Source organism: Halobacteriovorax sp. YZS-3-1, assembly GCF_047084945.1.
Taxonomy (GTDB): domain Bacteria; phylum Bdellovibrionota; class Bacteriovoracia; order Bacteriovoracales; family Bacteriovoracaceae; genus Halobacteriovorax_A; species Halobacteriovorax_A vibrionivorans.
The window spans coordinates 219,962-241,041 of the sequence record NZ_JBKIYI010000002.1; the positions used below are offsets into that span (position 1 = coordinate 219,962).

26 protein-coding genes are annotated in these 21,080 nt (G+C 36.1%); 13 read left to right on the plus strand and 13 right to left on the minus strand.

Going from position 1 to position 21,080, the window contains the following annotated elements:
• The first annotated feature begins 14 nt into the window (after positions 1 to 14).
• From lpxK to ACMAZI_RS10980, 4 genes are all read left to right on the plus strand, one after another.
• Positions 15 to 1,106 (plus strand): tetraacyldisaccharide 4'-kinase, encoded by a 1,092-nt coding sequence (lpxK, locus tag ACMAZI_RS10965; protein WP_115361892.1) that lies wholly within the window; start codon positions 15 to 17, stop codon positions 1,104 to 1,106.
• Positions 1,099 to 2,184, plus strand: a complete 1,086-nt coding sequence (locus ACMAZI_RS10970) for a DUF3108 domain-containing protein (protein WP_158536867.1) — start codon at positions 1,099 to 1,101, stop codon at positions 2,182 to 2,184. Before lpxK ends, ACMAZI_RS10970 begins: the two co-directional genes overlap by 8 nt.
• Positions 2,184 to 3,332 (plus strand): glycosyltransferase, encoded by a 1,149-nt coding sequence (locus ACMAZI_RS10975; protein WP_133296937.1) that lies wholly within the window; start codon positions 2,184 to 2,186, stop codon positions 3,330 to 3,332. The genes ACMAZI_RS10970 and ACMAZI_RS10975 overlap by 1 nt, the downstream gene beginning before the upstream one ends.
• Before the next feature lie 163 nt (positions 3,333 to 3,495).
• On the plus strand, positions 3,496 to 5,229 hold the full coding sequence (locus tag ACMAZI_RS10980) for a 30S ribosomal protein S1 (protein ID WP_115361886.1): 1,734 nt from the start codon (positions 3,496 to 3,498) through the stop codon (positions 5,227 to 5,229).
• A gap of 329 nt (positions 5,230 to 5,558) precedes the next feature.
• Here the strand turns inward: ACMAZI_RS10980 and ACMAZI_RS10985 are convergent, their stop codons facing one another.
• Entirely contained in the window at positions 5,559 to 5,819 is a 261-nt protein-coding gene (locus tag ACMAZI_RS10985) for a hypothetical protein (protein ID WP_412475123.1), read from the minus strand.
• A 29-nt stretch (positions 5,820 to 5,848) separates the two neighbouring features.
• On the opposite strand from ACMAZI_RS10985, the gene ACMAZI_RS10990 reads away from it, so the two are divergent.
• Positions 5,849 to 6,685: a type II secretion system protein gene (locus ACMAZI_RS10990; protein WP_412474093.1), complete on the plus strand. Its 837-nt coding sequence runs from the start codon at positions 5,849 to 5,851 to the stop codon at positions 6,683 to 6,685.
• A gap of 3 nt (positions 6,686 to 6,688) precedes the next feature.
• Here ACMAZI_RS10990 and ACMAZI_RS10995 read toward each other — a convergent pair whose 3' ends face one another.
• Positions 6,689 to 6,976, minus strand: coding sequence for a hypothetical protein (locus ACMAZI_RS10995; protein ID WP_115361881.1), 288 nt, complete (start codon positions 6,974 to 6,976; stop codon positions 6,689 to 6,691).
• Positions 6,977 to 7,026: 50 nt separating this feature from the next.
• Between ACMAZI_RS10995 and ACMAZI_RS11000 the strand changes: the two genes are divergently transcribed.
• On the plus strand, positions 7,027 to 7,374 hold the full coding sequence (locus ACMAZI_RS11000) for a hypothetical protein (protein WP_115361879.1): 348 nt from the start codon (positions 7,027 to 7,029) through the stop codon (positions 7,372 to 7,374).
• Positions 7,375 to 7,473: 99 nt separating this feature from the next.
• Positions 7,474 to 7,746, plus strand: a complete 273-nt coding sequence (locus tag ACMAZI_RS11005; protein WP_412474094.1) for a peptidylprolyl isomerase — start codon at positions 7,474 to 7,476, stop codon at positions 7,744 to 7,746.
• Between the two features lie 3 nt (positions 7,747 to 7,749).
• On the opposite strand, the gene ACMAZI_RS11010 is transcribed toward ACMAZI_RS11005, so the two are convergent.
• From ACMAZI_RS11010 to coaBC, 4 genes are read right to left on the minus strand one after another with little or no spacing between them, the layout of a single operon-like run.
• The gene (locus ACMAZI_RS11010; RefSeq protein ID WP_412474095.1) at positions 7,750 to 8,103 is read right to left on the minus strand and encodes a hypothetical protein; all 354 of its coding nucleotides are present in this window, start codon (positions 8,101 to 8,103) and stop codon (positions 7,750 to 7,752) included.
• Positions 8,104 to 8,133: 30 nt separating this feature from the next.
• Entirely contained in the window at positions 8,134 to 9,453 is a 1,320-nt protein-coding gene (gene hflX / locus ACMAZI_RS11015) for a GTPase HflX (RefSeq protein ID WP_115361873.1), read from the minus strand.
• Positions 9,446 to 10,315 (minus strand): pantoate--beta-alanine ligase, encoded by an 870-nt coding sequence (gene panC, locus ACMAZI_RS11020; RefSeq protein WP_412474096.1) that lies wholly within the window; start codon positions 10,313 to 10,315, stop codon positions 9,446 to 9,448. Before panC ends, hflX begins: the two co-directional genes overlap by 8 nt.
• Positions 10,315 to 11,538, minus strand: a complete 1,224-nt coding sequence (gene coaBC, locus ACMAZI_RS11025; RefSeq protein WP_412474097.1) for a bifunctional phosphopantothenoylcysteine decarboxylase/phosphopantothenate--cysteine ligase CoaBC — start codon at positions 11,536 to 11,538, stop codon at positions 10,315 to 10,317. Before coaBC ends, panC begins: the two co-directional genes overlap by 1 nt.
• Before the next feature lie 99 nt (positions 11,539 to 11,637).
• Here coaBC and ACMAZI_RS11030 point away from each other — a divergent pair, with 99 nt between their 5' ends.
• The gene (locus tag ACMAZI_RS11030) at positions 11,638 to 11,862 is read left to right on the plus strand and encodes a hypothetical protein (RefSeq protein ID WP_133296935.1); all 225 of its coding nucleotides are present in this window, start codon (positions 11,638 to 11,640) and stop codon (positions 11,860 to 11,862) included.
• Here ACMAZI_RS11030 and ACMAZI_RS11035 read toward each other — a convergent pair.
• From ACMAZI_RS11035 to ACMAZI_RS11045, 3 genes are read right to left on the minus strand one after another with little or no spacing between them, the layout of a single operon-like run.
• Complete coding sequence (locus ACMAZI_RS11035; RefSeq protein WP_115361868.1) at positions 11,794 to 12,468, minus strand: type III pantothenate kinase; 675 nt, start codon at positions 12,466 to 12,468, stop codon at positions 11,794 to 11,796. The two genes, ACMAZI_RS11030 and ACMAZI_RS11035, sit on opposite strands and share 69 nt — an antisense overlap.
• The gene (gene panB, locus ACMAZI_RS11040) at positions 12,449 to 13,255 is read right to left on the minus strand and encodes a 3-methyl-2-oxobutanoate hydroxymethyltransferase (RefSeq protein WP_412474098.1); all 807 of its coding nucleotides are present in this window, start codon (positions 13,253 to 13,255) and stop codon (positions 12,449 to 12,451) included. The genes ACMAZI_RS11035 and panB overlap by 20 nt, the downstream gene beginning before the upstream one ends.
• On the minus strand, positions 13,227 to 14,195 hold the full coding sequence (locus ACMAZI_RS11045) for an NAD(P)-binding domain-containing protein (protein WP_115361864.1): 969 nt from the start codon (positions 14,193 to 14,195) through the stop codon (positions 13,227 to 13,229). The genes panB and ACMAZI_RS11045 overlap by 29 nt, the downstream gene beginning before the upstream one ends.
• Before the next feature lie 39 nt (positions 14,196 to 14,234).
• Between ACMAZI_RS11045 and ACMAZI_RS11050 the strand changes: the two genes are divergently transcribed.
• The 5 genes from ACMAZI_RS11050 to ACMAZI_RS11070 all read left to right on the plus strand — a co-directional run bounded on the left by ACMAZI_RS11050 (position 14,235) and on the right by ACMAZI_RS11070 (position 18,026).
• Entirely contained in the window at positions 14,235 to 15,035 is an 801-nt protein-coding gene (locus tag ACMAZI_RS11050; RefSeq protein WP_115361862.1) for an aminotransferase class IV, read from the plus strand.
• On the plus strand, positions 15,032 to 15,244 hold the full coding sequence (locus ACMAZI_RS11055; RefSeq protein ID WP_199506641.1) for a DNA gyrase inhibitor YacG: 213 nt from the start codon (positions 15,032 to 15,034) through the stop codon (positions 15,242 to 15,244). The genes ACMAZI_RS11050 and ACMAZI_RS11055 overlap by 4 nt, the downstream gene beginning before the upstream one ends.
• Positions 15,228 to 16,070 (plus strand): inositol monophosphatase family protein, encoded by an 843-nt coding sequence (locus ACMAZI_RS11060; RefSeq protein WP_115361860.1) that lies wholly within the window; start codon positions 15,228 to 15,230, stop codon positions 16,068 to 16,070. Before ACMAZI_RS11055 ends, ACMAZI_RS11060 begins: the two co-directional genes overlap by 17 nt.
• A gap of 119 nt (positions 16,071 to 16,189) precedes the next feature.
• On the plus strand, positions 16,190 to 17,224 hold the full coding sequence (locus ACMAZI_RS11065) for a hypothetical protein (protein ID WP_133296934.1): 1,035 nt from the start codon (positions 16,190 to 16,192) through the stop codon (positions 17,222 to 17,224).
• A 37-nt stretch (positions 17,225 to 17,261) separates the two neighbouring features.
• On the plus strand, positions 17,262 to 18,026 hold the full coding sequence (locus tag ACMAZI_RS11070; protein ID WP_115361856.1) for a HEAT repeat domain-containing protein: 765 nt from the start codon (positions 17,262 to 17,264) through the stop codon (positions 18,024 to 18,026).
• Here ACMAZI_RS11070 and ACMAZI_RS11075 read toward each other — a convergent pair.
• Genes ACMAZI_RS11075 through ACMAZI_RS11090 form a run of 4 tightly spaced genes read right to left on the minus strand, consistent with a single transcriptional unit; the run spans position 18,023 to position 21,024 of the window.
• Positions 18,023 to 18,424, minus strand: a complete 402-nt coding sequence (locus tag ACMAZI_RS11075) for a hypothetical protein (protein WP_115361854.1) — start codon at positions 18,422 to 18,424, stop codon at positions 18,023 to 18,025. The genes ACMAZI_RS11070 and ACMAZI_RS11075 overlap by 4 nt on opposite strands.
• Positions 18,425 to 18,428: 4 nt before the next feature.
• Complete coding sequence (gene nusB, locus ACMAZI_RS11080) at positions 18,429 to 18,905, minus strand: transcription antitermination factor NusB (protein ID WP_115361852.1); 477 nt, start codon at positions 18,903 to 18,905, stop codon at positions 18,429 to 18,431.
• Positions 18,883 to 19,416 (minus strand): transcriptional regulator NrdR, encoded by a 534-nt coding sequence (gene nrdR, locus ACMAZI_RS11085; protein WP_412475124.1) that lies wholly within the window; start codon positions 19,414 to 19,416, stop codon positions 18,883 to 18,885. The genes nusB and nrdR overlap by 23 nt, the downstream gene beginning before the upstream one ends.
• A gap of 27 nt (positions 19,417 to 19,443) precedes the next feature.
• Positions 19,444 to 21,024: a YiiX/YebB-like N1pC/P60 family cysteine hydrolase gene (locus ACMAZI_RS11090; protein WP_412474099.1), complete on the minus strand. Its 1,581-nt coding sequence runs from the start codon at positions 21,022 to 21,024 to the stop codon at positions 19,444 to 19,446.
• Between the last annotated feature and the right edge of the window lie 56 nt (positions 21,025 to 21,080).

Sequence of the window (21,080 nt, forward strand, 5' to 3'; positions counted from 1 at the left end):
AGGAAAAAAGACTCATGAGTCAGTTAAATGTAAAAGTTTTCAACATGCTATCCCAGCTTCTTACTCCAGTAAGTTTCTTGTGGGAATGGATCTATCGTCTTCGTCGTTTCGCGTTTAAGATGGGAGTTTTTAATTCTTCAAAGTTTGAAGTGCCTATTATTAGTATTGGAAACCTATCTCTTGGTGGAACAGGTAAAACACCATTCACTTTATGGATAGGGAATTATCTAAATGACTCACTAGAAAAAAAGACTATGGTTCTAACAAGAGGCTATAAAGGCGAGCTTGAAAACTCTAGCGGAATTATTAAGACGGGAAAGAAAATATCTGAAAACCCATTTGTTTTTGGAGATGAGGCCCTAGTCTTAAGTCGAAACTTAAAGAATGCTAGTGTTGTTGTTGGAGCTGACCGTAGAGATAATCTAAGACGCTACTATGAAGAAGAGAAGGCCGATATCGTCTTACTTGATGATGGGTTCCAACATTTAAAAATAGAGCGTGATTTAAATATCGTACTATTTGACTCTCTTTTACCGATTTCAAAATATCATTGTCCACCTAGGGGATATCTTAGAGAGGGACTAAGTGCTCTTAAGGAAGCAGATGTCGTCTTATTTGGACGAGCTGATTTGGTTGATAGAAGTGAATTAGATGAATTGGAAAAGTTTGTCCTTACTCACTGTAAGAAAGATACACCAAGTGGTCAGTTTAAGTATGCACCTGGGGCGATTAGAAACCTCTTACATGAAGAAGATATTGCTCTAGATGAATTAAATGGAAAGAATGTTATTTGTGTATCTGGGTTAGCTTCACCACAGTCTTTTTTAAAGTTAGTTAAACAGCTAAACGCCAATATAGTTGATGATTTTAATTTTCCTGACCATCACCTATATAAAGTCAGTGAGTTAGAAAGCTTAGTGTCCTTAGCGGAAGAAAAGGATGCCATCATTCTTACAACAGAAAAAGATATTGTTAAAATGAAGAGGTGTTCAAGTAGTGAGCGCATCCATTACTTACAAATTGGAATTGAATTTCTAAAGGGTGAGGAATTGGTAAAACAAAGAATTAATTCTGTTATTAGAGACTCTAGGGGGCAAGTTGAATAAACTTCTTTCAATCATACTTTTTCTATTACTTGTTAGTTGTGCTGGGGCACTTATGCAAGGTGAGAGTGATGAAAAAGATCTCGTTGAGATCTTTGAAAATGGTGACCGTGAAACCTTAGAAAAGTTTAAAACAGAAAATCCTGTTGCCGAACCATCATTGAAGTCAGCAACTCAAGAGCCAACTAAAGAAGAAAAAGAAATCGTCAAAAAAGAAAAGGCCAAAGAGAAGAAGCTTAAAGAAAAAGTAACCAAAAAGAAGATAGAGAAAAAAGAAGAAAAAATTATAAACCCTCAGACTCTTGATGATTATCCTGAGCAATATATTGCGATTGATGAAAAGTCTAAAGAGTATTGGAAGTCTTATCGTCCAATGTATTTAATTGGAGAAGAATTTAAGTTTGAAATTGGGTGGTCAATTTTTAAAGCAGGCACAGCAACCATTAGAACAATGCCAATGGCGACAATGGGTGGTAAAGAAGTTCTCCATGTTAATGGGCTTTTAGAATCTGCAGAATACTTTGAAGGTATTTATAAGTTAAAAGATACACTCGATGTTTATGTTGATATTGAAAAAGGTGGCTTTTCACCTCTTAAGTATGAAATGAAGCAAAGAGAGTCTGGTCAGCTTGTTGATGATCTACAATTATTTGATCATGATAAGTTAAAGACTTATTTCTTTTATCATCGCTTAAAAGATGGAAAGACTAAGAATAAAAAAATTCAAGAATACTTACCACGTTATTTTACTGACTCTTTCTCTGCATTATATTTCCTGCGCGGGCTACCAATGAAAATTGGTTCTAAATTTGAATTCCCAATTGTAACAAGAGGGAAGGTTTGGATCTTAAAAGCAGAAGTGGATAATGTAGAAGAAGTCGAAGTCATGAATAAGAAGTTTCAGGCTTATCGAATAACAGCACAAACTCAGTTTCCTGGTGTTTTGAAAAAGTCTGGAGATATTAACTTTTGGTTCTCAACTGATGAGAGTCGAATGCTTCTAAAATTTGCCGCTAAAATTAAAATAGGTGCTGTAAAAGGTGAGCTTATTAGTCATAAGAAAGGTGAATATAAGAAATAATGATGATTAATATCTTTAGAAAACAACAAAATATTCTCTACGTATCACCTACGTATAACTCTGGCTCTAGAGAGAGAATGCTCATTAGAGATTGCTTACTGCTAAAAGAAATTGGGCATAATATTTTTCTATACTGTTTAAAAGACTCGTTTCTACATCGTGAATGTAAGAAGGCGGGGATTGATTGTATTTTTCATACAGGGACAACAAAGCTTCGTGTCTGGAATTGGTATAAGTTAAATAAACTTAGAGGTATCATCAAAAGATACGATATTAATATTGTTCACTGCTATCAATTAAACTTTCTTTGGCCTTTAGCCTCTTATTTAAGAAAGAGAAACCTCACTGCCTTATTCTTTACAATTAATTTTGAAATGAAGAAGTTTTACAAGCAGTTCTGGTATCGTCCATTAATTAAAAGGATTGATCTGATCTTTATTCCTTTTAGAGAGATGATAGAGTCAATCAATGCTCATATGGATGTTCCCGTAAGAAAGATTTATTCTTCAGGTCTTGGTGTCGATAAAATTAACTTTGATCAGAAGTATACTTTCGATGAGGAAAGCCTAACACACTTATCTTGCTGGGTTAATGATCATGAAGTTGAATTAAATGACTTAACTGTCTGTCTTGAAAGTTTATGGGCCTTAAATCTCGACAGCACAATGCCAAAGCGCTTTAAATTACATATTTTCTCTAATCGTAAATGGAAAAGAAATATACTTTATAAGCCGCTTCAGGAAAAAATTGCAGAATATAAGCTTGAGAATTATGTCGAGTTTCATGAGGCCGATGATATTTACAATGTACGCTCTGATATTTGGATATCATATACTTCAAAGTCACCAATTGAAGATTATGCACTCTTGGCCATCTTAAAAGGAATTCCAACTGTTGTGCCGCGTAATGCCACAACTCAGGAACTTCATCGAATTTATCATGGCTCCCTTGAAACTTATCGACAAGGAGATGCAAGAGAGCTTAGATCCAAGGTGAAAGAGATCGTCTTAAAGAATAAAGAGTATAAGCAGGCGTGTTTTAATTCTCGTGATGAATTATGGAATGAGCACGGTATTGATGGCTATAAATACAATTTATTCAAACTCTACGAAAAGCACCTTAATAAACGTATAAGATTCTATAATTAATAGGTTTTATTGTTGACGTAGAGTCCCAAAAATCATAAGATGCGCAAAATCAAAAAATGTAAATTGTCTTCAGTAGAAGAGATTTGCGCTAAAGGCTTTGCCTTTAGATATCAAAATTAAGACGCTGATTGGACACTTTCAGTTGTCTGCCGTGAGGTAAATTATGACAGATTTAAACAATCTAAAACAATCTTGGATGCAAGATTACGAAGTTGTTCTTGGTGAAGACATCGAGACAAAGGAAGAGACAGAGTTTTCGAAACTATTAGATTCGACAGAAACTCCAACTTTCACAGAAGGTGAAGTTTTCAAAGGTAAAGTTGTTAACATTTCACCAGACTATGTTCTTGTTGACATTGGTTACAAGCAAGAAGGACTAGTTCCAAAAAGAGAATTCACTAACTACGATGGTTCTCTAAAAGTATCTATGGGTGACGAAATTGAAGTTTATTTAGATAAGCTAGAGTCACACCTAGGAAACCTTGTTCTTTCAATGGACAAAGCTCAAATCCTTAAAGCTTGGGATAAAATTTCTGAAGCTTGTGAAGATGGTACTCCAGTTACTGGTACTGTTGTTGCAAAAGTTAAGGGTGGTCTTTCTGTTGATATCGGTGTTAAGGCATTCTTACCAGGTTCACAAATTGATGTTAGACCTACTAGAAACCTTGATAAGTACATCGGTAAAAAGATGGAATTCAAAGTTATTAAATTCAACAAGAAACGTGGAAACATCGTTCTTTCTAGAAGAGCTATTCTTCAAGAAGAAAGAGGTAAACTACGTGGTGAAGTTCTTTCTCAAATTGAAGAAGGAATGGTTGTTAAGGGTATCGTTAAAAACATCACTGATTACGGTGCATTCATCGATCTAGGTGGAATTGACGGTCTTCTACACATCACTGATATGTCATGGGGACGTGTTAAGCACCCATCTAATATCCTAACTCTTGGTGACGAAATCGAAGTTAAGATTCTTAAGTTTGATAAAGAAAAAGAAAGAGTATCTCTTGGTCTTAAGCAAGTTCAAGATAATCCATGGGAAACTGCTAACGAGAAATACGTTGCAGGAACTAAAGTTAAAGGTGAAATCGTATCTGTTAAAGATTACGGTATCTTCATTGAACTTGATGACGGAATCGAAGGTCTAATCCACGTTTCTGAAATGTCATGGACAAACTCTATCAAGAACCCAACTAAGCACTTCACTGTAGGTGAAATTGTTGAAGCTCAGGTTCTAGAAGTAGATGTAGAAAACAAGAGAATCTCTCTTGGTATCAAGCAACTTCAAGAAAACCCATGGGATGCTCTAGAAGCTAAGTTCCCTGTTGGTTCAAAAGTTAACGGAAAAATCAAATCAATTGTTGAATTTGGAATCTTCGTTGACCTTGGAGAAGAAGTAGATGCACTAATTCACGTATCTGATTTCTCTTGGACTAAGAAGAATATCAACCTAAACGAAGAATACAATGTTGGTGACGAGATTGAAGCTGCTGTAGTTTCAGTTGATAAAGAAAACCAAAAATTCTGTCTAGGTGTTAAACAACTTAAAGAAGATCCTTGGAAGAAGATTGAAACAAGACTTCCAGTTGGTACAATCGTTGAAGCTCAAATCGTTAGAGTAACTGATTTTGGTGCTTTCGTTGAACTTGAAACTGGTATTGAAGGTCTAGTTCACATCTCTGAACTATCTGAAGATAGAGTTGAGAAGCCAGAAGACGTAGTTAAGAAAGGTGACGTAGTTAAGGCTATGGTTATCTCTCTTGATAAAGATGCGAAGAAAATCGCTCTTTCTATCAAGTCTGCTCTAAACTCTGATACTCAAGGAATGCAACAAGATGTAGTTAAGTCTGCAACTCTTGGTGACGTTCTTAAGGGTTTCAACCTAGGAAATGAGGAGTAAGCAACCGCAAAATTGACTGGCCAAGGCCAGTCTATTGTTTGCGGTGCTAGCGCACCATTTTTGAAATGAATATTTTCAATAAAGTCGCCGGGTTCAAGCCCGGCGATCTTTTTTCCAGCGCAAAAATTCTTTGCAAACTAAAAAGTCCTCGAATCAACTCAGCACAAAAATGATTATTAATCATTTTTATGCAGATTGTAAGCTATGCCAGCTCCCCATCTCTTTAGCTAGAGACTGATGCCGAGAGCGAGGGTTCAAGCCCGAGCGGTTCGCCTCAGGAGCAATGGGAAAGTTGGCGAGCAGAAAGCGACACTTTAGCTTCGCTAAAGTTAGCAAAAAATATCTAAGATAAAATAGATATATAAGGCCACCGAAAGGTGGCCTTTTTTGTTTGTGGTAAACAACCGAATCACGCGAGCTTCGCTCTTTGATTCTTGAATCACATCCATCTCTGCTTCAAAACTGCCCATTGGGGCACTTTTGCCGCAGGATGAGCAAAAAATATCTAAGATAAAATAGATATATAAGGCCACCGAAAGGTGGCCTTTTTTGTACAAGTTCCCGAAACTACATGAAATACCTACTACCATAAAATCCATTTATCCACTAAAATATACCCATGCTTAAATTTACGAAAAATGAGAATGGTTTTACCTTAATGGAAATAGTTATTGCTGCGGGACTTTTGGGTTTCTTAGCTTTAGCGTTTATGAAATATCAGCAAAATCAGATTAAATCGACAAAGACAAATATCAATAAAACCGAGTTAAATAACTACTTTCAGGGGATGAAGGCCTATATGGGGAAGCCTGGAACTTGTAAAAGAACTCTTGAGAAGCTTGGCCGCTTAGAGAATCGATTAATAGTAGAAAAGATTTTAAGACCTGATGGTGAAGCAAAGTATTCTCTTGAAGAAAAAGTGGCCGCTACTAACTATATTCTTTCATCGATGTATATAAGTGATCTATTTGTTAATAAGATTGAAGATCGCGAACTTCACCGCGGTGAAGCCGTTTTAAATGTTGAGCTTACGCGAATAAATAATGCTTCCTATGGAGCGAAAAAACTTAATAAGAGTTTTGAGATTGATATGTATGTTGATAATGAGAATAAGATCTCAGATTGTGGTGTTTTAGGAGGGCTTTATCTCCCACTTGGTCCTTCTGTAATTTCTAACACGGAAGCCACTAATGAGTCTCAGGATGATAGCAGTAGTGAGAGTGTAAGTTCTGCAGATGGCAGCAGTAGTGAGAGTTTAAGTTCAAAGGATGATATGGACAAGGTCTTTCAAAGGTCTATACAAGAAGCAAGTCAGAAAACAGGACAGCAAATTTCACAGGAAGATATCAAGAAGGCCGTTCAAGATAGTCCTGAACTTCAAAAGGCAATGGAGTCTTTAAAGGTACTTCAAGAATCAAATAAGAAGATGGAAGCCTTGATGAACGAAGAGTTTTAGCTCTTATTGATGAATCTTTCCATCGGGAAGACAAATTGAGCAACTACCTTCTTCTTCGATATGGGATGCAATTTCTTCATCCATCATTTCTTTGAGTTTTTCAATTTTATCAGCATTTGCACCTAGAGATTTAATGAGTGTTTCTGAAACTGAAGGGATAATAAGCTTTATATCAAGCCCCATTTCCTCAAGTTCCTCTGACTTCTCATATGCACGGTCTGCGTCTTCCATTGAAAACTCATATAGGGTAGAATTAGATAAGTTATCAATAATTTTAATGCGACTCGACATAAGATCTCCATTTCGATTATTGTTTTAATGTAACATATCAGGACCTAAACGTGAAAATTAAAAAACTATTCTTTCTATCCGACAACCAAATGATGATCACTGCTATAGAGGCTTTAGGTAAAGAGGTTGGTGGAGAGTTTTTTACGCTTTCAAATGAAGATGATGCTTTCCATTTCATCCGAGATATTGTGCCTGAAGTCATTCTCGTCGATATTTCAACAATTTCAGCTGAAACAATTAAGAAGATTGAAGCTGAGTTTTGTGAAAAAATTCCAGTTGTAGAGCTCGTAACTAAGGGAGAAGAAGGCGCAAAGCGCGTCATTCAAGCACCTCTTGATATTGCAAATCTCATGTCTAATCTCGATCGTATTTGTGGAGACTTCAATGGAGAAGGATGAGTTTTACATGTGGCTGGGACTGGCCGTTATCTTACTTGTAATAATAGGAACATACTATTGGCGATTTCATTCTTAAAAAATCTATTCAAAGGAAATAACATGAGCAAGATTCGTTGTGCCCACATTCTTGTGGATCAAGAATATGAAGCAAAAGATCTACTAAAGAAGATGGAAGACGGAAAGTCTTTTGAAGAACTTGCTAAGGACTATTCAAGCTGTCCGTCAGGTCAAAATGGTGGTGACCTTGGTGAATTTGGTAAGGGAATGATGGTGGCACCATTTGAAAAAGCTGCATTTTCTCTTGAGGTTGGTGAAATGTCACCAATCGTTAGAACGCAATTTGGCTACCACTTAATTAAGCGATTGGCCTAGCTCTTAAGGTTGAACAGGGCACTTGCTATCAAGAACTAGTACTTTACCTTCTGAATCATTAATAGCAAGGCATGAGCTCTTCTTAGCCTTGATATTTTTGATTATCTCGTTATGGATTGCTATACAATGTCCATAGCCTGGAAGAGTGAAGATATCATGCCCTCTTGTACTATACATATTGAGGCCATTAATAAAGCCTTGGCAATCAAGAACAATTTTATCGTATTTCTTATTCTTGATTAAGAACATAAAGTCCATATCAGTTCGATGATATGATTCTACGTCGATTGTTGTTATTCCAGCAGAAGCTGTCGATGCTATAAAGCTAAATATTAATGCGAGTATAATTTTCTTCATACTCGCTTGTCGGATTATTTAAGATTAAATTTAGATTTCTTTAAGAAGAGGGTCGTGTGGCCCAAGCTCAAATTTTTGTAAACCTAATGGATTATAAATAAAGTCAGGTACTTTAACTTGATAATAGATCCCTTTTTCATGATTAGTTGTCTTAATTACGTTAGTTTTTGAAACAACGATTGAATGGGCAGCTCCAGCATCATAAGGAATAAATAGATCGTAATTATTTTGTTTTTCTAAGAAGTAATCCACGACATATTGACGTAAATTATCAATGTCAGCTTTATCAAAACTTGAAATTACGAAGCTATTTGGATGCTTTCTCTTAATAATATTTTCAGCTATTTTATCATTTAATTTATCTTTCTTATTAAAGATAATGATACGTTCTTTGTCTTCAAGCCCTAGTTCTTTAAGAACATTGTTAGTAACTTCAAGATGTTTTTCGTAATTTGGGTCACTAATATCACAAACAATCATAAGAAGATCAGCTTCAAGAGCAGATTCAAGAGTTGTTTTAAAACCATCAATTAGAGTATTTGGTAGGTTTGATAAGAAACCAACCGTATCGATAAGGATCATTGGCGGTTTTGTATCTGGATTTAACATCCTAAAAGTTGAGTCAAGTGTTGCAAAGAGCTTGTCTTCTTCAAGTACATCAACACGACATAGGCGATTCATTAAAGAAGACTTACCTGCATTGGTGTATCCAACGAGTGCTGTCGTAATTGCTTTTTTTGACCTGCGCTTCTTTTGTTCAATACGAGACTTTTCAACTTCTTTAAGTTCGCGTTTATAGAACTCAATTCTTTCGCGAATAATACGACGGTCAAGCTCAATTTGTTGCTCACCCTCACCACCGCGGACACCAATACCACCTTTTTGACGGCCAAGGTGTGACCAGAATCCGGCCAGTCGTGGAAGAATATATTGAAGACGAGCAATTTCAATTTGAATACGTGCTTCTTTTGTTCTTGCGTGCTCTGAGAAGATCTCAAGAATAATGTGGCAACGATCAACGACAGATAGCCCTGTCAGCTTCTTGATATTTCTAATTTGCGAAGAAGTTAACTCACAGTCAAAAACGAGTAGAGATGAGCCTTCGGCCTTTGCCGCTGCTGCAATTTCTTCAAGCTTTCCTGTTCCTAAAATCGTTCCAGCATCAACAGTCTTCTTATTTTGAATATACTGTTCACCTGTTTCAATATTTAAAGTGCGCATTAGCTCTCGAAGCTCTTCTAAACTTCGAAGAGTATCTTTTTCTGTCGCATGTTCTTTAAACTTAGGACAAATTAAAGAGACAAGGGAGGCCTTTGCCTCACGTGAGATATAAAATTCATTATCAAGCATATGTAATTTCCACTAGTCGGTTATCGATGATTCTCGTTGGACGATCTCCAACAAAATAAGCTCCAGCGATAACGACTTCTTTTGTATTTTGATCAACATCTTCAAGAGTCTTGCTATCTAGAATATCTAGATAGTCCCAGGCCTTATCACTTAGTGTTGATTCTAGTATTTCATTTAATTGTGCTCCAGCGTCTACCCAAGTATTGAACTTTAAAAGAGATTCAATAACTTCTAATTTTGTAGGAAGATTTAGAGCGATTTCTTTTTCTTCGTTTGATAAGTAACCATTTCGAGAAGAGAGGGCAAGTCCCGATTCTTCTCTTATAATTGGTACGGTTTTAATATCGATATTTAAATTTAAGTCCTGTGCCATCTTACGAATAACACATACTTGTTGGTAATCTTTTTGTCCAAAGTAAGCACGAGCAGGATTTATTAGAGTAAATAGTTGGTAGACTACAGTTGTCACTCCTGCAAAATGAGTTGGACGACTCTTTCCACAAAGCTTTTCAGTTATTCCAGAAACACTAATCGTTGTATTGAATCCTGGAGGATAAACTTCCGCATTACCCTCAGGCATGAAAACGATAATATCGTTAGCACGATTGCCCGCAGTTTCTTTTATCTTATCGAGATCTTCCTGAGGAGTTCTTGGGTATGTTGAGAGGTCTTCATTTGCACTAAATTGTTTTGGGTTAACAAAAATTGTTAGAACAACTTGCTGACAGTCATTAAGAGCACTTTCAAGTAAGCTCATGTGTCCAGCATGAAGATTACCCATTGTTGGAACAAGTCCAAGACTTTGGTGGGAAACTTCCTTCATTGTGTTAATAAGTTCATTACGTTTTGTGATAACTTTCACTATTTAATCCTCTCAAATATTTCTTTGGCCAATTGAAGCTTTGAAAGTTCTCCTTCAAAAGCAACTTTTCCATTTTCAAGAATCGTATATGTTGCACTATCATTGCCAAATCCTTGGCGTTCTTTATCACAAAGTCCACTATTTACATGAGTACCTATTAATAGCTTTGTTGGTTTACGGTTATATTTGCTTTCCAGGACTTCTTTAGTCATTTGTGTCTCAGCTGCAAATCCAACAATACATTGAGAAGGACTTTGATTTGAAACTACATAGCTTAGAATATCCTGTGCTTTTTCAAATTCAAGTGAATTTGAGAGAGTGTCTTTCTTTAACTTGTCACCAGCGGTTTTAAATTTAAGATCACTAATAGCGGCAGTTGAAATATATGTATCAAAACGATTCTCAAGAGATTTCACTGCTTCATACATCTCATCCGTTGTACGAACCTTAATGATTTTAACTCCTGGAAGTTTTGCTAGGTGCTTAAAACCATCGCATGAATTTTCTCCTAAAAGAACTGTGGTGCGATTGCCAAGGCGAAGGGATTGTTTTGCTATCTCAAGTCCTGTCTTTCCTGATGAAGGATTCGTCACAAAACGAACAGGATCAATTGGAGCAACTGTTGCTCCTGCTGTAATGACAACATGAGGAGAGTTATCAGTGATACCAAGGTTTATGGCATCGTAATTTGTTAGCACTTCTTCTATATCGGGAATTTTTCCACTACCAGTATCACCGCAGGCGAGTGTTCCACTCTGTGGTGGATATATATAGATATGATCATGCTTATCAAGACGATTTATTAAATCAATATTTTCTTGGGTAATTGGATTAGTCCACATCGAAGTGTTCATGGCCGGGTAAATAATTGTTTGAAACTTATCCCATCCTGCGAGGAAGACACTACTGAGTAGGTCATTGGCCTGACCCATGGCAAGCTTGGCTATCGTATTGGCACTGGCCGGGTAGATATGGAGCTTGTCGGCCCACTTTGCTAATTCTATATGAAGTACACTCTTTGACTCAATACTGCCGCTAAAGTCAGCACTCGCTTCGTAAACTTCTTGGGCGCCAAGGTATGAGTATAGGTTTGGGCAAACAAATTCCTTTGCTCCATTTGTTAAAATGACTTTTACTTGGTGGCCGGCCTTAACAAGTCCTCTGACAAACTCAATTGACTTGTAAGCGGAAACTGAACCACATACACCTACTAATATTTTCATATAGTTAACTTTATGGTTGTTAATACCCTGAGACTCCCTTATATATGTTTTAAAGGGTTTAGGCCATTGAATTTGAAACGATGTAACAAAGGTAAGTATATGAAATTTGGTAAGTTTTCGATTATTTCACAACGCGACGTTCAAGCATTGGGAGATACTTGTGAGCCAATTTATATAAACTATGATCACATTGTATCAATGAAGCCAATTAATATTGTTATTGATGGTGAAGTGCAAGAAGGTTACTGGATCCGACTAAGTAATGGGAAGAAGTACCGAGCTATCGAAATCCCTGCTAAGTTCAAAGAGAGCATGGTGCATTAGATCGCCTTGTTCATCTGCACAGTCTTGAAAGTTTCTAGCGTCACCACCGGTTACGATAACTTGATCAGTCTGAAATTTCTGAATTTCATTTTTAATCATTGAAAGATATTGAGTGAATGCTGTGCTAATGGCCTCTTTCGTATTTGCACATTCTCCTGCTTTTACATTATCAACTAGAGGAAGATTTTGTGAAAATGCCGGATAAGCTTTGAGGTAATTCCCAAGTCCAAGGTAGATGGGCCCGCCTCGATGGATTCCACTCTCTATATAGTCAAAAGTAATAAAACTACCCGCATCGATAATGAGAATATTTTCATTTGGAAACTTCTTTTGAAGATAATGTGAAATGATTTTTCGATCCACACCAAATGTTGATTGATCATAAGTAGACTTGAAGTCTTCTATTAGCTCAGCTGCAGCTATGGCAGACGATGGTAATTTGTGGATAATATTTTTGGATACATTTGAAAAAATAATTTTTTCATCTTTTTGAAATGTTGGATTAAAGTCTTCTGGCGTATAGCGAGTGATCTTTGAAAGAATATTATTTTCAAACTTCGCTACTTTAATAAATGTGTTGCCACTATCAATGGTGTAAGTCGGCATTATCAATTCCTTGAGGAATTTTCTTATCCTGAATATACTTTGAAACAAGCTCTAGCTTTAAGTCGTAAAAATTTGCAATTGGCTTACAGAAATTAGGGTACTTTCCTGGACCCATCTTTAAAAGGTCGTTGATTACGAGAACCTGTCCATCTGTACCGTTGCCTGCACCAATGCCAATTGTTGGAATTGAAATCTCTTTTGTAATAAGATTTGCAATCTCTTCTGTTACACACTCAAGTACTAGGGAAAAACATCCGGCAGCTTCTAAGTCTTTTGCCTCTTTTAAAAGTCTTTCTTTATCGGCATCAGTCTTACCATGAGTATAGTATCCACCTTGTTGATGAACACTTTGAGGAGTTAAACCGATATGTCCCATTACAGGAATTCCACTTTGAGTTAAGCGGGTGATAATCTCAAGTTGATGAGGGAAGGCGCCTTCAAGTTTTAAGGCTTCAGCTTTTGTTTGTTGATAAATCTTGGTCGCATTTTCAATGGCCTTATTAAAAGTAGAATAAGAACCAAAAGGCATATCGACAATGACGAATTTATTAGGAGCACCTCTTTTAACGGCCGCTCCAAAGATTGCCATTTCTTCTAAGCTTACTTCAACAGTTGTATCGTATCCTAAAACGACATTTCCAAGACTGTCGCCAACGAGAATCATATCTAATTGAGTCTCATTTAACATTTGCGCTGTTTGGAAGTCATAGCAAGTGAGAACTTGCAGTGAAGTTTTAGTCTTTTCGGCTTTGAAGCCTCTAATTTTTCTCGTTGTTAACTTTTTCATTCACATGAACCAATTTTTTTCCAAAGCGTTGATAAACTTTGGAAATTTCAAGATTATCCCACTCACTTATAGCTTGTTTCAGTTGCATTTGGAAATCACTATGAAGAATTTCATGGGCAAATTGGCCATTATCGATTTCATTGTAGATTTTATGGAGTTTCTGCTGGTACCCTTCATCAAATATCAGTGACTTAGCCCTCTCTCCACCCATGAAAGCATTAGGTGAAATTAATTTAAGAAGAGCACTTGGCCCGTGTTTAATCATAGCATCAGCAATGAGTTTTACCTCATGCCAACATTCGATATATGCAATCTCCGGCGAGTGACCCTTATTTACAAGAGTTTCAAAAGAAAGGCGTGCGGCCTGTGGAATGACTGAGCAAAGAAGAGACTGCTCTGAAAATAAATCACAAATTGTTTCTTCTTTAAAACTGCTCTCAATTGGACCGACAGTAATACCCAAATCTTTGGCCAAGTTTTTAAGGGCATCTTTAGATTTAGCATCGCTATTGATAACAGCAGTTAAAGGAGCTTTTGTTTCATAACCAAATCTTAATTCACTTGCGATGGCCTTCGGTGCTAAGAGCATATGTTCGTGATGGGGAAGTAGCTTCCTTAGTTCATCGTATATAACACTGTAACCATGGGCATAAATAAATTTTTGCTTACTTTTCTTATTAGAAAATTTAAGTGAAGTTAAAATCTCTTTATGGGTATCATCAGGTGTAAGGATAATGATAAATTCGTATTGAGGTAGTGCAAGATTTTCAATATCAAGAACCTTAAAGCCTAATTCGTTGGCCAGCTCTATAGAAGAGCTATTTGATCGAAGGCCAATATGAATATTTCGCTTTGAGTCTCTTAGGTTCATTGCCCAAGATTTTGCTTGAGAGCCAAAGCCAATAATTAGAATTTCTTGATTATCACTATCTGTCATCATGATTTTTAGATATCATGTTTTATAACAATAAGGAAAGTTATGGCACAGGAAGTAATCTATTTTTCGAGAAAAGGTTTATCGGCAAGAGATGCATTTATTAATGAGGGGAACTTATGGGGGAATTCATTCTTTACCACGGCACTTGTTCGCTCAGGTAAGGCCATATTTTGGGATCAACATCGAGCTCGACTTGAAAAGTGCTTCGAGTTTTGTTGGCCTAAGCAATTTGATAAAGGGCTTATTGATGAAGCACAATTAGCGACGGCCCAAATATTAGATGAATTTGTCCACATTGATCATGCTTATTTGAGAATAACTTTCTATCGTGAGTTATCTGGTGATATTCAGTTTTGGATATGGGCCTTAGAAAAAGAACAGGTGACTACACCTTTAAAGTTAACAACTCACTGTTATTATCCTGATCGAAATTTTCCCGACTATTTAAAACGTAGCGATTATCAATATCAGTTTAAAATAAGAAAAGAGGCCATTTTTAATGGTTATGATGATGTTCTCTTACTCGATCACGATTCGTATTTATTGGAGCTTCCCACGTCAAACCTAATTCTGAAAAAAGGGGATACTTATATAACTCCAACAGCAGAATATGGAGTCTTAGATGGAATTACTCTTGATCGCGTAAGATTTATGCTAAGTGAAACTGGCCATGAATTTAAAGAAATGCGAGTACATGCTGCTGAACTACATGAATTTGATAGCTGTTTTGCGACGAGTTCATTTAATGGCATAAGGCATATTTCAAGTATAGGTGAAGTAGCATATAATGAAGATAGTAAGATAAAAGATATGATCAAAGAATTTTACGGAGAAATTTGGTGACAAAGAAGTTGAATGTTAAGTGTCCTGAATGCTCACAAGAGTTTAATTATTATGAAAGTGAATTTAGACCATTTTGTAGTGAAAAATGTAAGATGGTTGATTTAGGGATGTGGCTAACTGAGAATTATACAGTGGCTTCACATGAGCCTCTTTCAGACTCTGACCTTGAAGCAGTTATAAAGAAGAGACAGGATGAAGAAGATTACTAAGAAAGATTTATTAGCTTATGAAGCGCAGCTTATTTCAATAGCAAAGGGAGCAGGTAAGATTCTTTCTCCTTATCAAAAAGATTTAGCTAATTTAAAAATTGATATTAAAGAAGCTCAAGGGGCAGTCTCAGCAGCAGACCATGCTTCTGAAGAGTATATAATTAAAAAGCTTAAAAAGTTAAATCCAGAGATTCCTGTTTTGGCCGAAGAAGACTTTTATAAGAAGTATCAAGGCAATTATAAATATTTAAAAGAATATCAAGACCATGATTATATGTGGGTTATTGATCCTTTGGATGGTACGAATAATTTTGTTCATGGACTTGAGCATTATTGTATTAGCCTCTCCTTAACATATAAACTTCAACCGGTTGTTGGAGTTATCTATATCCCTGAACGCAAAGAGACTTATTGTGCAACTAAAGGCAACGGTTCATACTTTATTAAGGGAAAAGATAAGAAGAGACTCAAGCAAAATAAATCTCGTTCAAAAGGTTTCTTATTAGCAACAGGCTTTGCTACTGAAAAAGGCAAGCCGTTCAATGATGAATTCCGTAAGTTTAAAAAAGTCATGACAAGTATCTCCGCTGTGAGAAGATTGGGCTCGGCGGCCATCGACTTATGTTATGTGGCCCAAGGAATCTTTGATGGTTTTTGGGAGAAGGGGCTTGCTCCTTGGGATGTGGCCGCAGGAAAGATCATTTGTTTAGAAGCTGGGGCAAAAATAACTGAGTATAATGGTCATGATCATAATATTTTTTCTAAGACAATCATAGTTGGCAGAAATCCTCTTTATAAGAAACTTAGTGAAATGGTTTCTGACTAAAAAACTCACCTTATAAATGGAAATAATGGGTTCATAATTGCTCTTTTTTCATATCTTTTAAATAATGCTGATTATGTTAAAATAATCAAAGGTTTATCTAATTTAAAAGGAATAAAGAAGTGACTGGTACTATTACAAGATTATCGAGAGAAATGATGTACGTTAGTGATAACGTCTTCTATATTTTGTTCTCAGTTCTTATATTGTTAATTTGTGTCATTGTCGTTTACTGGTTTTACACAAGAAAACGTATGCAGGAATTACAACATCAAATTCCAGCAAATGTATTAAAGAGCTATCTCGATTCAGTAATTCAAAATTCAAATGCGTTAAAGTCATCTCTATTTAGAGGTGGAGGGCTTGAGGCCGGAGAGGGGATACCATCTGTTGTTCCAGGTGGAAGTTTACCTACTGGTAATGTTGATGGGGCCCAGCTTGCAAGTAAGAATGCCGAAATAGCTGCCTTAAAAGGGCAAGTTGCAAATAAAGAATCTCTTATAAAAGATCTTGAAGCACAATTAAGTGCAGCAGGTAGTAGTGATGATTCAGAGTCAGCTGCTATTATCACAAAGTTAAATACAGAGATCGCAGACCTTAAGGCACAAATTGCAGCGCTTAAAGCTGCTGGTGATTCTGCGGCTGCCTCTAATGAAGAAATTGATGCTCTTAAAGATGAAAGAGACGAACTACAGTCTCGTCTTAAAGAATATGAAATGATTGAAGGTGATCTTGCCGATCTAAGAAAGTTCAAGCAAGAGAACGAACAATTAAAAGCTCAACTTGCTCAAGCTGGTGGGGATCCAACTCCTGCTCAGCCTGAACCTGAAATCGATCCAACTCCGGCCGAAGAGCCTGAGATTGATGTTACTCCTGAGCCTGCTGAAGTTCCAGTTCCTGAAGAAGAGCCTACGACTCCTCCAGAACCTGAAGAAGTTCCAGCGCCTGAGCAGCCACAGCCGACTCCTGAGGAGCCAATTGCAGAAGCTGCACCAGAGCCAGCACCTGAACCAGTTGCTGAAGAAGCGCCGGCACCTATTGAAGAAGCCGCGGCCCCTGCTGCTGAAGCTGCACCTGAAGAAGCTAAGGATGATGGAGCAGGTGAACAGAAATCAGCTGAAGAGTTACTAAGCGAATTTGAAAAAATGTTAGGATAATATTTAGAGCAAATTTTTTTGCAGACAAGGATGTCTTTTGAAGAAACTACTTTTAATTGTAACGATACTTGCAAGTTTAAATACTACTGCCGCAGTTAACCAAAAGGCACAGCGTTCTGTTCTAACTCAAAAGCTAGAAAGACAATTCAAATATAATATGAAAACAGCAGATATGGATAAGCTTAAGAAACAAGTCTTAAAGCTTAAAGGAAAGTCTGTTGCGGCCCTTATAAATGTCATGAAAAGTGATAAGTACCCAGATAAGAATCGTTGGATGGCAACATTCTTACTTGGAAGAATTATGGGGAAGAAGTCGGCACCATTTATTTCAAAATTCACAATGCACCCAAATTGGGTAATGCGAATGGCCGCTTTAAAATCTCTACTCGCTTTAGGACAAACTGAATATACTGATATTTATAAAAAGTCTTTAAAAGATAATTCTCTAATTGTTCGTTACCAAGCACTTGAAAACGTAAAGAAGCTTAATCTTACAGGGCTTGCTCCAAATATTTGGGCAATGCTTTATGATAAGAGAAATTATCATATTAATGAAAAATTAAAGTCATCTAAAAGGGCCCATATTGTAAAAGAAATTATTAATACAATTGGAGATCTAAAGTTTGAAAAGGCCCAAGGTCCACTTTTATCGATGATTCAAAAACCGAAGTATTCTGATATTCATTCTGAAATATCTGATACGTTAGAAAAGATTACAGGACGCCGAGCTCCTACAACTAGTCTTAAAGAAAAGAAAAGATTCTGGTCTAAATTTGCTCAAGCAAAAGTGGTTATTCGCTAATATTCAAAGTGGTGAATTTGAAGGCTTGGGTGGTGAAATTTAAATGAATTTCCAGTGGGCTTTATAATTACAACTTCACATTCATTTTCTATATCGTATTGCTTATCAAGAATAGAGATAAATTGGTTGATTTCATTCTTAGTTGGAGTCTTTGGTATCTGACTAAAAATGATATTAAGTTGCTGTCCAAAGTTTTTTGAAAAGAAGAAATGAGAATAGTCTTCTTTTATTAAGTCTTGATTCTTCTTTTTTAGAATTCGTTCTTCTAGAGTTCCGTCAACCAGATGGTTAATTGCCTCAATCACATCGATAGAGTTAGAAGATGACTGGTCATATAGACAAATCACTGCTCCTACTCTTTCGTTTACTAATGTGAAGATCTCTTCTTTTACTGACATATCGCTAAGACTTACTCACTCTGTCTAAAAGACCATTTACAAAGTTCTTAGAGTCTTCTTTCCCGTAACTCTTTACAAGATTTACATATTCATTGATTGCTACATTATTTGGTGTTTCTTCAAATTTAATCTCATAAATACCAAGGCAGATAATAGCTCTTTCAATAGCATCAACAGAGTCAAAACTTCTTTTTAGAATACACTCCGAAGCTGTGGACTTAATGCTTTCAAAGTTTTTGATAACACCTGTGATAAGCTTATTTCCATAATTTTGAACACTTGGATTTAATTCATTATCACTGTGTTCATCATCTTCTTTAATATATGACTCTTCAAACTCTTCAATATCAACTTTTAATTTCTCAAGGTCAGATTGGTAGTCACTTAAATCATTTTTGAAATCTTTAAGAAAGAGTTTGTAGATGAATTTAAATGCAAAGCTTCTAGCAGCTGATTTATTATTGAATGCTTGGTTTTTCACTTAGTATATCCTTATTGATAAAAATCTTTTCTTTTATATTTGTAAATTGCCCAATACTTTTTTGTAAACTTTCAATGAAGCCATCAATGTCATTAAAATTCCAATAAAAAGAAGCATAACGAACATAGGCAACAGGGTCTAATTCGTATAATTTTTCCATCACAACTTCACCAACAACCTTGGCCACAACTTCAGTATTATTCTTTTGAGATAAAGTCATTTCAACATCATCAATTAATCGGTTAATTTGTGCTGTTGTTAAAGGTCTTTTTTGACATGCCTTATTGATACCTTTTGAGATCTTTTCACGATTATATGGCTCACGTCTTTTGTCATTTTTAACAATGGCCGGAACTTGAAGCTGAAGCTTCTCATAAGTCGTGTAGCGAAAATCACACTTTGGGCACGAACGTCTACGGCGAACAGCAAGTCCATCCGAAAGATGACGCGAGTCGATAACTTTAGTGTTTGGTGTTTGGCAATTTGGGCAATACATAATTATTTCTATCATAATTGAGATGCATTGCATATTCCCATTTTAGTTTTGAGAGGAAATGGTTCGAAAATTTTCCTCAAGGTCTTCTAGAACTTCTTTACCATTTCGATATAGTAGAACTGTGAAGAAGTCTTTTTCTTCACCGGTGCGCTGTGTAATCTTATACGGAGAAACTGCTTCTTGTTTATACATATGTGACTTATCCCAATTCACTTGAGGAAAGCTGTCAAAGACGAGCTGCGCAAAAGATACTTTCTCTTTATCTTGTGGATTCATTGAGTAATCATAAGGTTTTCCAAGATTGCTAAAGGCAAGAGTTAGGCCTTTAACTGTTTCTTTGTAGCTAAGTCTTCGTTTTCTAACAATTGCAATATCGTCTTGATTTAATATCGAGCTCATATTCTTAAGTTTAACCCCTTGTCTGGTTGAGACTAGGAAGTTTAACTCTTTCGTTTGAATTTTTTCTTGATGCTCTTTGATCAGAGGATGAGTGGAAAGTCCTAATTTTACAATATCGTCCCAGCTTCCAATCCAGATTCCTACATTATCCCAAAACTTTTCAACAACAGCATTGTTGAAATTATTTTCATTATGAATAAAGACAATATCCATAGGTTTTAGTTGATAGAGTAGATGTGCTTTTTCATTCTTACCAATTTTTGTCACTTCACCATAAGTTGGGTTTTCAAACTTGATAGACTTCTTAAAGTAAACAGCAAAGCGCTTGTCTACTGTCGTTGCCATCTTTGCAACTATATCGTGGATCACTTTAGTTTCTTGATTCCATCTCTTTTTCTTGTGAAGCTCTTTGTGAACATTACTATAAACTAGAGTCTCTTCAATTAAAGGGTCAATATAGTAAGAAAGTTTTGATTTTGTTTTTGCCTTCTCAAAGATCGTGATATCTCGATACATCGATAAGAGATTTGCTAATTTCATATGTGAAGGAGAGTTCTTTAACTTCTCTTCTAACTTCTCATGATATAGTTCAAGCTCTTTTTGAAGTGTTGGGTCGGATTCAATTTTTATTGCCTCTGCAATTTTTCTTTTAAGTAAAAGATGATTTTCATAAATCGCAATATTAGCAATGAGACCGACTTTTATGGCCTTAAATGTATCTTGTCCAATTTCATCATAAGGATTGATTATAGCAAAATCGACATCTCTTTCTTTTCTTTTAAGCTTTCGATTTCCTACGAAATATATTTCTTTTCGTTGTTCTATCGATGAAATTTTATCAGTGCGTATTTCAAAGCGAGTTGTAGGGTCTGTTACCCAGTCAATATTCTTCAAAAAGCGATTTAGATTAGCAGTAATCTTTTGGTTTTGATTAAAGTAGGGAGAAATAAACTTCAAGGAGTTTTGATCTTCTTTCTTTTTTGCATTAGCAAAATTCTTTCTCCAAACTAAATTCAATTCGATTTCTTCTTGTAGCTTATAGAGATTATCTTTATTAATCTCAAATTCAGAAGGATGGTATTGTCCTTTTACTGAAGCGATGTAGCGGCTAACAGAGTTACGATAATTATCATAGGCCATCTCAATTTGATCGACACTAGCACATGAGCTCAACAGAGAGCTTGCTGATAAATATAGTAGTAATTTCGAAATGTTAATCCTCATCAATCTTTCCTCACTGAAAGACTTATCGGATAGCTAAGACAATAAATTTAGGAGAT

Excerpts from the sequence above, each read along its gene's own strand:
- lpxK (WP_115361892.1), top strand. The coding sequence starts at position 15 with ATGAGTCAGTTAAATGTAAAAGTTTTCAACATGCTATCCCAGCTTCTT.
- coaBC (WP_412474097.1), bottom strand. The coding sequence starts at position 11,538 with ATGAAAATATTAGTAGGTGTATGTGGTTCAGTTTCCGCTTACAAGTCA.
- ACMAZI_RS11035 (WP_115361868.1), bottom strand. The coding sequence starts at position 12,468 with ATGCCGACTTACACCATTGATAGTGGCAACACATTTATTAAAGTAGCG.
- nrdR (WP_412475124.1), bottom strand. The coding sequence starts at position 19,416 with ATGATAGAAATAATTATGTATTGCCCAAATTGCCAAACACCAAACACT.
- hflX (WP_115361873.1), bottom strand. The coding sequence starts at position 9,453 with ATGCTTGATAATGAATTTTATATCTCACGTGAGGCAAAGGCCTCCCTT.
- ACMAZI_RS11060 (WP_115361860.1), top strand. The coding sequence starts at position 15,228 with ATGAAGAAGATTACTAAGAAAGATTTATTAGCTTATGAAGCGCAGCTT.
- ACMAZI_RS11005 (WP_412474094.1), top strand. The coding sequence starts at position 7,474 with ATGAGCAAGATTCGTTGTGCCCACATTCTTGTGGATCAAGAATATGAA.
- ACMAZI_RS10985 (WP_412475123.1), bottom strand. The coding sequence starts at position 5,819 with ATGGTAGTAGGTATTTCATGTAGTTTCGGGAACTTGTACAAAAAAGGC.
- ACMAZI_RS11090 (WP_412474099.1), bottom strand. The coding sequence starts at position 21,024 with ATGAGGATTAACATTTCGAAATTACTACTATATTTATCAGCAAGCTCT.
- ACMAZI_RS11010 (WP_412474095.1), bottom strand. The coding sequence starts at position 8,103 with ATGAAGAAAATTATACTCGCATTAATATTTAGCTTTATAGCATCGACA.
- ACMAZI_RS10990 (WP_412474093.1), top strand. The coding sequence starts at position 5,849 with ATGCTTAAATTTACGAAAAATGAGAATGGTTTTACCTTAATGGAAATA.
- ACMAZI_RS10995 (WP_115361881.1), bottom strand. The coding sequence starts at position 6,976 with ATGTCGAGTCGCATTAAAATTATTGATAACTTATCTAATTCTACCCTA.
- ACMAZI_RS11030 (WP_133296935.1), top strand. The coding sequence starts at position 11,638 with ATGAAATTTGGTAAGTTTTCGATTATTTCACAACGCGACGTTCAAGCA.
- panB (WP_412474098.1), bottom strand. The coding sequence starts at position 13,255 with ATGAAAAAGTTAACAACGAGAAAAATTAGAGGCTTCAAAGCCGAAAAG.
- ACMAZI_RS11050 (WP_115361862.1), top strand. The coding sequence starts at position 14,235 with ATGGCACAGGAAGTAATCTATTTTTCGAGAAAAGGTTTATCGGCAAGA.
- ACMAZI_RS10980 (WP_115361886.1), top strand. The coding sequence starts at position 3,496 with ATGACAGATTTAAACAATCTAAAACAATCTTGGATGCAAGATTACGAA.
- ACMAZI_RS11075 (WP_115361854.1), bottom strand. The coding sequence starts at position 18,424 with ATGTCAGTAAAAGAAGAGATCTTCACATTAGTAAACGAAAGAGTAGGA.
- ACMAZI_RS10975 (WP_133296937.1), top strand. The coding sequence starts at position 2,184 with ATGATGATTAATATCTTTAGAAAACAACAAAATATTCTCTACGTATCA.
- ACMAZI_RS11045 (WP_115361864.1), bottom strand. The coding sequence starts at position 14,195 with ATGATGACAGATAGTGATAATCAAGAAATTCTAATTATTGGCTTTGGC.